Origin of the sequence: Prauserella isguenensis (assembly GCF_014191605.1) — a bacterium.
Classification (GTDB): Bacteria; Actinomycetota; Actinomycetes; order Mycobacteriales; family Pseudonocardiaceae; genus Prauserella; species Prauserella isguenensis.
On the sequence record NZ_JACHWU010000006.1, the window covers coordinates 20,844 to 32,753 of the forward strand.

At 71.2% G+C, this 11,910-nt stretch carries 10 protein-coding genes; 4 read left to right on the plus strand and 6 right to left on the minus strand.

Annotation, left to right across the window (positions count from 1 at the left end; all coding sequences use genetic code 11):
- Nucleotides 1-112: 112 nt before the first annotated feature.
- From FHS23_RS19635 to FHS23_RS19650, 4 genes are all read right to left on the minus strand, one after another.
- Nucleotides 113-1,243 (minus strand): ABC transporter permease, encoded by a 1,131-nt coding sequence (locus tag FHS23_RS19635; protein ID WP_183658174.1) that lies wholly within the window; start codon nucleotides 1,241-1,243, stop codon nucleotides 113-115.
- Nucleotides 1,243-2,148: an ABC transporter ATP-binding protein gene (locus FHS23_RS19640; RefSeq protein ID WP_183658177.1), complete on the minus strand. Its 906-nt coding sequence runs from the start codon at nucleotides 2,146-2,148 to the stop codon at nucleotides 1,243-1,245. Before FHS23_RS19640 ends, FHS23_RS19635 begins: the two co-directional genes overlap by 1 nt.
- A gap of 98 nt (nucleotides 2,149-2,246) precedes the next feature.
- On the minus strand, nucleotides 2,247-2,924 hold the full coding sequence (locus tag FHS23_RS19645) for a response regulator (protein WP_183658180.1): 678 nt from the start codon (nucleotides 2,922-2,924) through the stop codon (nucleotides 2,247-2,249).
- Complete coding sequence (locus tag FHS23_RS19650) at nucleotides 2,921-4,357, minus strand: sensor histidine kinase (protein ID WP_183658183.1); 1,437 nt, start codon at nucleotides 4,355-4,357, stop codon at nucleotides 2,921-2,923. Before FHS23_RS19650 ends, FHS23_RS19645 begins: the two co-directional genes overlap by 4 nt.
- 76 nt (nucleotides 4,358-4,433) lie before the next feature.
- Between FHS23_RS19650 and FHS23_RS19655 the strand changes: the two genes are divergently transcribed.
- The 4 genes from FHS23_RS19655 to FHS23_RS19670 all read left to right on the plus strand — a co-directional run bounded on the left by FHS23_RS19655 (nucleotide 4,434) and on the right by FHS23_RS19670 (nucleotide 8,616).
- Nucleotides 4,434-4,667 carry a hypothetical protein gene (locus FHS23_RS19655; RefSeq protein ID WP_183658186.1) on the plus strand — a complete coding sequence of 78 codons (234 nt, stop codon included), beginning with the start codon at nucleotides 4,434-4,436 and terminating at the stop codon, nucleotides 4,665-4,667.
- 145 nt (nucleotides 4,668-4,812) lie between these two features.
- Nucleotides 4,813-6,069 carry a cytochrome P450 gene (locus tag FHS23_RS19660; RefSeq protein WP_183658464.1) on the plus strand — a complete coding sequence of 419 codons (1,257 nt, stop codon included), beginning with the start codon at nucleotides 4,813-4,815 and terminating at the stop codon, nucleotides 6,067-6,069.
- Nucleotides 6,070-6,187: 118 nt separating this feature from the next.
- Nucleotides 6,188-7,069 carry an SDR family oxidoreductase gene (locus FHS23_RS19665; RefSeq protein WP_183658189.1) on the plus strand — a complete coding sequence of 294 codons (882 nt, stop codon included), beginning with the start codon at nucleotides 6,188-6,190 and terminating at the stop codon, nucleotides 7,067-7,069.
- A gap of 89 nt (nucleotides 7,070-7,158) precedes the next feature.
- Nucleotides 7,159-8,616: a cytochrome P450 gene (locus FHS23_RS19670; protein ID WP_183658191.1), complete on the plus strand. Its 1,458-nt coding sequence runs from the start codon at nucleotides 7,159-7,161 to the stop codon at nucleotides 8,614-8,616.
- A gap of 56 nt (nucleotides 8,617-8,672) precedes the next feature.
- Here the strand turns inward: FHS23_RS19670 and FHS23_RS19675 are convergent, their stop codons facing one another.
- Together FHS23_RS19675 and FHS23_RS19680 are read right to left on the minus strand one after the other, a co-directional pair.
- The gene (locus FHS23_RS19675) at nucleotides 8,673-10,043 is read right to left on the minus strand and encodes an FAD-binding oxidoreductase (RefSeq protein WP_183658195.1); all 1,371 of its coding nucleotides are present in this window, start codon (nucleotides 10,041-10,043) and stop codon (nucleotides 8,673-8,675) included.
- Between the two features lie 207 nt (nucleotides 10,044-10,250).
- Nucleotides 10,251-11,492: an MFS transporter gene (locus FHS23_RS19680; protein ID WP_183658199.1), complete on the minus strand. Its 1,242-nt coding sequence runs from the start codon at nucleotides 11,490-11,492 to the stop codon at nucleotides 10,251-10,253.
- Nucleotides 11,493-11,910 lie beyond the last annotated feature (418 nt).

Below are 11,910 nucleotides of genomic sequence, written 5' to 3' on the forward strand. Positions count from 1 at the left end.
CGGACTCGGCTTCGTGGCCTCGTCGACGCGGGCGTTCCCTTCGCCTGATGCGGACCACCACGCCCGGCGGTCCCCGGCCGTGTACTCGGCCGGGGACCGCCGTCGCGGGTGGTCAGTCCGACGCGGCCGACCACGCGCGGGACAGCTTGACCTTGCCGCCGGTCTGCAGCACCGAGCCCGCGTAGAGCCGGGTGGCCGCAGCCATGATCAGCACGATCATGACGGCCATCAGGCCGAGCGACACGAACGGCTCCCACGTCTGGGCGTCACCGGTGAACAGGCGCACCGGCATCGCGATGGCGGCCGAGAAGGGCACGTACGACAGCACCGCCATGGCCGTCTCGTTGTCGGACAGGAAGATGACGGCCATGTACGGGCCGAACACCAGCATCATGACCAGGCCCATCGTCGAGCCCAGGTCCTCCTGCCTGCTCACCAACGACCCGGCGACCGCCCACATCGACGACAGCAGCAGGAACGCGAGAATCAGGAACGGCACGTACCAGCCGAGCGCGGGCAGGATGACCTGCAACAGTCCCTCGTTGTCACCCGCCTGCAACGCGATCGGTGCCGCGACGGCCAGCACGACCACCTGGCCGATGGTGAGCAGCGTGTGGCCCGCGATCTTGCCCGCCAGCAGCGACTTCACCGGCAGGGTCGACACCAGGATCTCTACGACCCGGGTCTGCTTCTCGGTGACCGCGCTCTGCGCGATCGCCGTACCTCCCATGGCGAAGATCATGAACACGAGCGCGAACACCATGATGACGAGTTGCTTCTCGCCCTCGCCGACGTCACCCGGGTCCAGCAGGTTCACCGGTGGCGGCGCCCCCAGCGACGCCATGAGGTCGCTCGGCGGGTTCTCGAGCGCGACGACCTCGACGCCCGTCGGCGACTGTCCCGTCGTGTCCGGTACGACCGCCGCCTCGACCTCTTCGCTGCGAACCAGCTCTTCCGCCGCGGCGGCGTCGTCGGTGCGCTCGACGTCGAACGGGCCTGCCTCGAGCGTCTGCGCCACCTCGGCGCTCGTCACGGCGACCTTCGTGTCCCCGCCACCGAACACGTTCGGCAGGATCGACGCGGCGAAGAGCCCGATCACGATCGTCGCGAGCCCGATCCAGAAGCCCTTCATCTGCAGGAACGCCTTGATCTCGCGTTCCGCGACGAGCCAGGTGGCCTGCATGAACGTCAGGCCGCCTGCGTTGCCGGACTCCACGGAGGTCCGCTCCTCGACGCTGGTCATCAGATCGCCTCCTTGAAGATCTCGTTGAGCGACGGCACGACCGGCGTGAACGCACGGACCTCGCCGCGGCGCATGGCCTCCTGCAGGATCCGTTGGTCCAGCGCTTCGCCGCCGGTGCGGAATCCCTCGGCCGACGCGGGCTCGATCACCGCACGCGGACCGTCCACACTGGTCACCCTGATGCCCGGCACATCGCGCAGCCACCCCGCGTCCGAGCCGACGACGATCTCGTACCGCGGCGTGCCGTAGCGCTGCTTGAGCTCGTCCCGCTCACCGCTGGCCTTGATGTCACCCCCCGAGATGATCACCAGGTCGTCGCACAGCTGCTCGACCACGCTGAGCTGATGGCTCGAGAACAGCACGGGAGCGCCGTCGGCCGCACGCCGCCGCAGCACCCGCAGCACGGTGTCGACCGCGATCGGATCCAGCCCCGAGAACGGCTCGTCGAGGATCAGCAGGTCCGGATCGTGCACCAGCGAGGCGGCGATCTGCGCGCGCTGCTGGTTGCCGAGCGACAGCGCTTCGAGCTTGTCGCCCGCCCGTGTGTGCAGGTCGAGTTCCTCGAGCAGCCGCTCGGTGTTCGCCGCCGCCTTGGCCGCCGGCATACCGTGCAGCCTGCCGAACCACTGGATCTGCTCCGCGACCTTCATCTTCGGGTACAGGCCGCGTTCCTCCGGCATGTAGCCGAACCGCTGCCGCACCGCCTGCGTGACCGGTTCCCCGTTCCACGTCACCGAGCCCGCGTCCGCTTTGAGGACCCCCAGAATGATCCGCATCGTGGTGGTCTTGCCGGCGCCGTTGGCCCCCAGAAACCCCGTCATCCGGCCGGGCTTCACGTCGAACGACACCGAGTCGAGGACCCGGTGGTCGCCGAAGCTCCGGCTGACGCCATTCACCTTCAACATACGAGCAGGCTAGGCGCGCGGGGCTCCCGCACGCGTCAGGCCCGCGATGTATCCCCGACGTCACCCTCGCGGATGACCCCGGCGGCCCGGACCGGCGGTCACGGTGTGCCCGGGGCGACGATCCCGTTCTCGTAGGCGAACACCACGGCGTGTGTCCGGTCGCGCAGGTCCAGTTTCGTCAGCACCCGTGACACGTGGGTCTTGACGGTGGCCTCGCTGACGACGAACCGCTCGGCGATCTCCCCGTTGGAGGCGCCCCTGGCCAGCATGACCAGCACCTCGTACTCGCGTTCGGTCAGGACGTCGGGTCTGGTCGCGGGCGCAGGCGCGGCGGCCGTACCGCTGAACCGTGCGATCACGCGCCGCGTGACCTCCGGCGACAGCAGCGCGTCCCCGCGGGCGACGATGCGCACCGACTCGACGAGGTCCTCCGGCGACGCGTTCTTCAGCAGGAACCCGCTCGCCCCCGCCTGCAACGCTTCGAACAGGTAGTCCTCCCGGTCGAACGTCGTGAGGATGACGACCTTCGTCGGGGCGGCCGAGCCCACCTGCTCACCGAGGATGCGGCGCGTCGCCTCGAGACCGTCGATCTCCGGCATCTGCACGTCCATCAGCACGACGTCCGGGCGCAGCTCGCCGATCAGCCGGACCGCCTCGAGCCCGTCACCGGCTTCGCCGACGACCGCCACGTCGGGCTCGGCGCCCAGGATGACGCGGAATCCCGCCCGCACCAGATCCTGGTCGTCGACCAGCACGACCCGCAACGACTCGGTCACGAGCTCTCCTCCCGCGTCGTGGCCGACACCGGTCGTGGGCCGAGCGGCATGCTCGCCCACACGCGGTATCCCCGCCCGCTCTCGCGCGGGCCGGTTTCGATCTCGCCGCCGTGCACCGCGACACGCTCCCGCATGCCCGCCTGGCCGAGGCCGCTACCGCCCGCCGACGACCTGCCGTACCCGTCGTCGACGACTTCGACTTCGAGCGCGCTCGCCAGGTACCGCACGCGCACGTCGACCTGTTCGGCGCCGGAGTGTTTCGAGACGTTGGTCAGCGCCTCCTGCACGATGCGGTAGGCCGACAGCGCCACGGCGTCCGGAACGGGCCGTTCCTGGCCGTACACGCCGTACCCCGCCACGATCCCGACCACGTCCATTCTGGACACGAGGTCGGGGATGTCGGCGAGTCCCGGGGAGGCGGCACGTGCGTTCCGCTCCCCGGAGCCACCGCCTGCCGGGTCGGCCACGTCCGTGACCTCGCCCCCACTCGCAGTGCCGTCCCCGCTCGCTTCCCCACCCTCGCGGACGGCGTCGCCGACCGCGGACGGGTCCGGCTCCGACCGCAGCACGCCCAGCAGGCCGCGCAGCTCGCCGATCGCCGACCGGGCGGTCTCCTCCACCGTCTGCAACGCCTCACCGGCGAGCACGGGGTCGCGGTCCAGTGTCCGCCGCGCGGCCCCCGCCTGGATGCCCATCACCGACACGCTGTGCGCCACGACGTCATGCAGGTCGCGCGCGATCCGGATCCGCTCCGCCACGAGCGCGCCGCGGAGGTTCTCCTCGTGGGAGCGCTGCAGCTCGTCGTTGCGCTGTTCCAGCTCGGCCCTGCGGCGCGCCGTTTCCCAGGCCATGTTCCCGTAGAAGTACGCGGCGGCGAAGAACACGCCGTTGAAGAGCGTGCTGTAGACCACCGAGGCCAGCACCGGATCGAACGGCCCCAGTGACCCGGGGAACTCGGGTACGTCCCCCGCCATGGCCTGGACGAACGAGTAGGCCAGCCAGAGGAACATCACGATGATCACCGCGAGCCGCGACCAGCGCGCGAGTCTGCGGTTGCGCTCCCACGCGCCGACGCTGTAGCTGGCGAGGAACACGCACACCGACGGCACGCTGTTGTCCCCGATCTGGCGCGCCTGCGCGGCGATGAACACGGCGCCGACGAACAGCAGTACCGCGGACGGGAACCGCCGCCTCGCCACGAGCGGCAACGACAGCGCCGTGCCCCAGACCAGCTGTTCGGCCAGCGACGGGGCGGTTCCGAAGACCTGGGCCCCCATGCCGTTGATGGCCAGGACGGCGAGCACCATGCCTGCGAACACGCTTGCCGTGATCAGCACGTCCGAACGCTGGATCGCGGGATCCGGCCGGGGTCTGCGCCAGTCGCTCCACCCCGCTGTGCGGGGCGTGGCGCCGAGACCGGTACGGGACGTCATGCCGGTACCGTATCCCGCCGCCCGCGGGTCCCGCGGCGGTACGAGCCAACGACCCCGTCGGCCGACTCGTTCCGTCGTGACCCTCGATGCCGCGGCTCCGCCGGCGGTGGGCGGCCACGAGGGCGAAGGCCCACCAGCGGCCACCGGCGGGACGACCACCGGCGAACCGGCCGATGCGATCATCGCGCCGACCGACGGCTTCGCCCCTCGGATGATGCAGCATCCGAGGAGCGAAGCCGAGCTGGAGACTCTCCGGTCCGCGCACGAGTCGGCGGTGGTCACGCTCGCCGGCGCGAGCCGGCCCGGGTGAGCCGACAGGACTGGTCTGCCCGGGCCCCCTTTCCCCGGCGCCGCGACGGGCGCAGACTGGAACCCGTACCTACTCGGCAGTAGATAATGGGAGGCCAAGGGTGTCCATCGCGAAGAAGGCCGTGCGCTGGGGCGTGACCCATGCGATGCCCCGCGCCGCGCTCCGCAGCGCCGCGGGCAAGGGAGATCTGCAGGCGAGACTGTTCACCGAGTCCGCCGAGACGCCGACCCTGGGACTGGCCGGGCTGTTCGACGAGATCCACGATCGCGGGCCGATCGTCCGCGGCAAGTACTCCTACCTCGTCTCGCACCACTCGGTCGTCCGCGACGTGCTGACCTCGCAGGACGTGCGCGCCGGGATCGACCGGGTCGACGGTGTCCTCGGCAGGCTGAGCGCATGGTCGGCCTCGAACCACCTGCACCCGATCGAACCACCGTCGCTGCTGGCCACCGAACCGCCCGAGCACACGCGCTACCGCAAACTCGTGACCCGTGTGTTCACCGCCCGCGCGGTGGAGAACCTGCGTACGCGAACCGAGGAGATCGCCGCCGAACTGCTCGACGCGCTGGAGGCCCGTGCACAAGCGGGCGAAGAGGTCGACCTGGTCGAGGCCTACTGCAGTCTGCTGCCGGTGACCGTGATCGCCGAGATCCTCGGTGTCCCCGATCACGAGCGACACAAGGTCCTCACCCTCGGCACCGCGGCGGCGCCGAGTCTCGACATGGGCATGTCGTGGCGGCAGTTCCGCGAGACGGATCGAGCCCTGGCCGAGTTCGACGCCTGGCTGGGCGGCCACCTCGCCGCACTGAAGGAGAACCCCGGCGACAACCTGCTGAGCAAGCTCGTCGCGGCACGCGAGGACGGGGTCGGCCTGAACGACAAGGAGCTCCGCGCCACGGCGGGCCTCGTGCTGGCCGCCGGGTTCGAGACGACGGTCAACCTGCTGGGCAACGGCATCGCCCTGTTGCGTGAGCATCCGCCGCAGCTCGAGAAGGTGCGCCAGGATCCGTCACTGTGGTCGGGCGCGGTCGACGAGATCCTGCGGTTCGACCCACCCGTGCTGCTCACCGGCAGGACGACCGTGCGCGACACGGAGATCGCGGGCAGGCCCGTCCGCGCCGGGGCGCTCGTGACGACGCTGCTGGCAGGCGCCAACCGGGATCCCGAGGTGTTCGACGATCCCCACACGTTCGACGTGACACGACCGAACGCCCGCGAGCACATCGCGTTCTCCTCCGGCAGGCACTACTGCCTCGGCGCGGCACTGGCCCGCATGGAGGGCGAGGTCGGCCTGCGCGCGTTGTTCGACCGCTTCCCGGACCTGTCATTGCGGCCCGGTGCCGCACACCGGGCGACGCGCATCCTGCGGGGCTACGAGCGACTCCCGGCCCGCCTGACCTGAGGTCTCCCCGTCCGCCACCCGTTCGGTCGATATTGACATGCGGGGTTGTCAGTTGGATGCTGGCGATCGCCGGTCAAGATCAGGTCCGGCATTCCCCGGCCAGCGCAAGGAGGCGCGAATGGGTCAGGAACGCGGGCCGCGCGGGCGTTTCGGCCGCAGGCAGCGGGACGTCGCGGGCATGGTCGTCACGATCACCGGCGGCGCCCGCGGCATCGGTGCGGCCACGACGACGACGCTCGTCGAGGCGGGCGCGACGGTGGCCGTCGCCGACCTCGACCTGTCGGCGCTGCCCCCGCGGCTGCGCGACCATCCGCGAGTGCACACGTGGCGGGTCGACGTGACCGCCGCGGCCGCGTACACGCGGTTCCTCGACGCCGTGGAGGACGCCCTCGGCCCGGTCGACGTGGTCATCAACAACGCCGGGATCATGCCGCTCGGCCGCATCGACGACGAGCCGGACGAGGTCACGGCGAAACAGCTGGCGATCAACCTGCACGCGGTCATCCACGGAAGCCGGGAAGCCGTACGACGCATGCGGCCACGCGGCCGCGGCCACATCGTCAACGTCGCGTCGGAGGCGGGCAGAATCGGGTTCGAGGGAGCCGCCACCTACTGCGCCACGAAACACGGCGTGGTCGGTTTCTCCGACGCCGTGCGCGCGGAGCTGCACCGCACGGGTGTCGACATATCGGTCGTGATGCCGTCGGTCGTGCGGACCGAACTGGCGACCGGCCTCGGCGAATCGCGCGCGATCCGGCCCGTGACACCGGAGGACGTCGCGGCAGCCGTGCTGGCAACGATCCGCAGGCCGCGGTTCGACGTCTACGTGCCGCGCGACCTGGTGGTGGCGAACACGCTCGGGGCGCTGCTTCCCCGGAAGCTCTCCGACGGGCTGTTGCGCGCCAGCGGCGCCCATCGCGTGCTCGGTGCCGCCGACCACACGGCCCGTAAGGAGTACGAGTCCCGCGCGGTCGGCACGGCCGGGGACGCGGGTCACTGACCCAGGCCGCTCACCGGCACCACCTCATCCACTGTGGACCTCGCGGCAGCGGGAATCCCACGGATCCGTTCCTGTGACGGGGAGTTCAGATGGTTTCACTGCTGGAACACGCGAACCGGGCGGCGCGCGAACGCCTGTCGTCCGTGCTCGCCGCGCCCGCGCCGAAAGCGGTCGACGACGCGTGGCTGCGCGCGACCCACGGCCGGGTCACCACTCTCGCTCCACCCCCGAGCGGCAGCGGCCTCGAACCGGTCCGCGGTGACCAGGGTGCGCCGCTGCTCGGCCACACGCTGAGCTACATCCGGTTCGGCAACGAGTTCCTGCGCGATCGCTACGAGCGCTTCGGCCCGGTGTCGTGGATGGGTTCGCTCGGGCAGAAAGTGGTGACCGTCGGCGGGCCCGACGCGACCCAGCAGGTGCTCGTCAACAAGGACAAGGCCTTCTCGCAGGAAGGCTGGACCCGGATGATCGACGAGTTCTTCCACCGCGGCCTCATGCTCCTGGACTTCGACGAGCACCGCATGCACCGCCGGATCATGCAGTCCGCGTTCACCCGCGACCGGCTGACCGGCTACGTCGACCAGATGGGCCCCTCGGTGCGGGCCAATGTTCCACAGTGGACCGCCGGTCGGCCGGTGCGCATCTACTGGCTGCTCAAACAACTCACCCTCGACGTCGCGACCCAGGTGTTCATGGGCGGCCGAGGCGGCGACGAGGACCTCGACGAGATCAACCACGCGTTCGTCGACGCCGTGCGCGCGGCCACGTCGATCGTGCGGTACCCGCTTCCCGGAACCCGGTTCCGCGCCGGTGTGCAGGGCCGGAAGACCCTCGAACACTATTTCCGCAGGCAGCTGCCCGCGGCGCGCCTGTCCGACGGGTCGGACCTGTTCGCCGGGCTGTGCCAGGCCGCCACCGACGACGGCGAGCGCTTCAGCGACGACGACATCGTCAACCACATGATCTTCCTGATGATGGCCGCGCACGACACGTCGACGATCACCACCAGCGCCGCGGCGCATTACCTCGGCAAGCATCCGGAGTGGCAGCGGCGCGCCCGCCAGGAGTCGCTCGCGCTCGGCGACGACGTCCCCGACATCCACGCGCTGGAGAGCCTCACCACGCTGGACCTGATCATCAAGGAGTCGCTACGCCTCGTGGCACCGGTGCCGACGCTGATGCGGATGACCGTGAAGCCCACCCAGATCGCGGGGCATCACATCCCGGCGGAGACGGCCGTCGTCGCGGCACCGGGTGTGAACCACTTCGACCCCGGCATCTGGACCGACCCGGACCGGTTCGACCCGGACCGCTTCTCCGAATCCCGCCGCGAGGACGCCGGGCACCGGTTCGCGTGGATCCCGTTCGGCGGCGGGGTGCACAAGTGCATCGGGCTGCACTTCGGCACGCTCGAGGTGAAGGCGATCCTGCACGAGATGCTGCGCAACTACACGTGGACCGTGCCGGACGGAGTGCACCCGCGCTGGGACAACACGTCACTGCCGGTGCCCGCCGACGGACTGCCGATGCGGCTGCACCGCCGCTGACGACAGGGAGAACCGGCACCGGCGATCCGTAGCCGGTGCCGTCGGCCGGGAGGCCGTCAGTCCGGGATGACCTTGCCCGGGTTGAGGATGCCGTGCGGGTCGAGCGCGGTCTTGACCGCCCGGTGCATGGCGACGACCTCCCCGTCCAGTTCCAAGCCGAGGCCGTCCTTCTTGAGCAGGCCGACGCCGTGCTCACCGGTGACGGTCCCGCCGAGTTCGAGGGCGTCGCGGATGATGTCGTGGAACGCCTCCTGCGCACGCTCGCGGGCGGCGTCGTCGCCGGGAGGCGTGCTCAGCAGCGGATGAAGGTTGCCGTCACCGGCGTGCGCGATGTTGGCGATGTGCGTGTCGTGCCGTTGCGCGGCCGCCTCGATGCGGGCCAGCATCTCCGGCACGGCCGCCTTCGGGACGCACACGTCCTCGGTGAGCAGCGGGCCGAGCCGCTCCAGTGCCGGGTAGGCGAGGCGGCGGGCGGAGAACAGCGCGTCGGCCTCCTCCTGGTCCGTCGACCGGGCCGCCCACGTGGCGCCGCCTTCCTCGAAGCAGGCGAGCATGCGGTCGGCCTCCTGCTCCCCCGCCGCGCCCGGCGCGTCGGTCCGGCCGAGCAGTACGACGTCGGCCTCGACCGACAGGCCCATGTTCTTCCACGCGTCCACGGCGGCGAGGCAGTGCCGGTCGACCAACTCGAGTGCGGACGGCGTGATACCCGCGTCGGCGACCGCCGCGACGGCACGTCCGGCGTCGACGATCGAGGAGAAGTACCCGGCTACCGTGTGCTCGGGGTCGCGCAGCGGCCGCAGCTTCACCGTCACCTCGGTGACGACGCCGAGCGTGCCTTCCGAACCGACCATCAGCCCGGCGAGGTCGTACCCGGCGACGCCCTTCGCGGTGCGCCTGCCGAGCCGCACCAGCTCCCCGGTCCCGGTGACGACCTGCATCCCGAGGACGTAGTCGCGGGTCACGCCGTACTTGACGCAGCACAGGCCGCCCGCGTTGGTGGCGACGTTGCCGCCGATCGTCGACCACGGGGCGCTGGCCGGGTCCGGCGGGTACCACAGGCCGCGTTCCGCGCAGGCGGCGCGCAGGTCGTCGTTGACCACGCCCGGTTCGACGACGGCAAGGCGTTCGGACTCGTCGATCTCCCGCACCGCCGTCATCAGCTCTGTGGACAGCAGGACGCATCCGTCGACGGCGTTCGCGCCGCCGGACAGGCCCGTGCCCGCACCGCGGGTGACCAGCGGCGTTCCGTGCGCGAGGCAGGCGCGGACCACGGCCTGGACCTCCTCGGCACTGCGCGGCCGGACGACCACCTCCGGTTTGCCGTGCGGCGCCCATTCGGCCTCGTCGTGGACGTATCCGGCAACGACGTCGGGGTCGTCGACGAGCCGGTCGGCGGGCAGGTCACGGCGCAGGTCCTCGAGCAGCATGATCCCACGATAGTGCGGCCAGCACGCCGGTCGAGGCCGCACCGTGCCATCGGCAGCGTCCGTTCCGCCTCGCCGGGCGCCGGCGCCGGGGCCGTGACGTCACCAGCCGAGCAGCCGCACCGGCGCCTCCCTTCCTGTGGATGCGCAGCGACGGCCCGTGGGGACGCCCGCGTCACCGACGGCAGCGAGCGGTGACGGACTTCTTCGTCACGGGTGGGGCGCGGATCCCCTCGTCCCTTCGCCCGTGGTGTGTCCTCGGACGGCCCGCGCGCCACCGGGGTTCCGCGAGCGCAGTCCGGGTGTCACGGCGAACGCGACGACCGCGGCCAGCACCAGCGTCGCGGGCAGGCCCGCGACCGCCCATGCGGCGAACACGAGGAGGCCGGCCAGTTCGATGCCGACGCCCGCGATCGAGGTGACCGTCGCCCGCGTCGCGCCGGCGATGCGTTCCTGCAGTCGGGCCTCGGCGACGACGAGCACCCCGCGGTACAGCGCGTAGAACACCGCGACGAGCGCCAGGCCCGTGGGCTGTGCCCACAACCCGGCGACCGCGAACAACGCGACACCGGCCGACAACAGCGCGCTCGCCCACCTGTCACGCAGGCGTGCTGCGAACAACGCACCGGCGGCACCGGCGAGTGGGATGCCGAGGACCGCGAGCGGCACCCACCGCACCGGAACGTGCCAGTCCTCGGCGAGCAGGCCGAAGTACTCCTCGATGTTGTCGAGCGAGGTCAGGAGCGCCACGACGAACAGCGCCACCGGGACACCGGGCGTGCGGACCGCGGCGACGATCCCGGCCCGCAGCGTGGCGACGTACCCGAGCTCGCCCTGTGGCCCGCTGCCCTGGTCCCCGCTGCCCTGTTGCCCGCCGCCCTGTTGCCCGCCGTCGGTGTCCGCGTCGTCGGTGTCCGCGCCGTCCGTGTTCGTGGCCGGGTCGTGGCGCGGCGGTTCGGGTAGCCGGGCGGCCACCGCGGCGGCGCCGAGGCACGTGGCGACGCCGGCCCACCCGACGAGCTCGAATCCGCCGAGCGGAAACAGTACGGTCGCGCCGACGGCGGCAGGGACCTGTGCGAGCAGTTCACACGCGTCGAGCCGGCCGTAGCTGCTGCGGAACCGTTCCGGTTCGCCCAGTTCGACCAGGCTGTCGTACAGCCACGCCTCGACCGCACCGGAGACGAGCGTGCCGCCGATGCCCCACAGCACGAAACCGGCCGCGAACGCACCGAACCCGGGAAAAGCCGTCCACAACACGTAGGCGAGGGCCTGGGCGACACCGCCCGCAGCCATGGAGCCGGTGCGGGAGAAGCGGTCGGCGAGCGCGCCGGTGGGCACCTCGGCGACGACACCGGTCAGCGACCAGACGGCCAACAGCGCGGAGATCTGCGCGTCGGAGAGGCCGTGCGCGCTGAACAGCAGCGCGTACAGCGGCACCGCGTCCGCGAGCACCGCCCAGGCACACGCGCGCCGGGTCAGGCGCCGGGCGGGCTGGGACGGACGAGGCGAACGTCGCTTCGTCGAGCGTCACGGTGGAGACATGCTTCGCACGATACCGCCGACCGGCGCGCGCCGACAGGGTTTCCGGTCGCGACCGCGTTCCCGCGGCGCCGACCCGGGACCCATCACGGCCCACTCGTGCACCTGCCACCGGCGTCACCGGTGGCAACACAGAACCCACCGCATCGCCGGTTCGACGTGCACGTCGAACCGTCCGGCGACGACACAGGCCGGCCATGCGCCGGGGCCGGCTTCGTTTGTCTCGTGTGTCGTGGTTATCCGTTGATATGGGTTGTCTCGTTGGCCTGAGTTGGCTCGTTGGTCGGGCTTTCGACGCGAGGGGCTGCGCTGGTTCACCCCATTGTGCCAT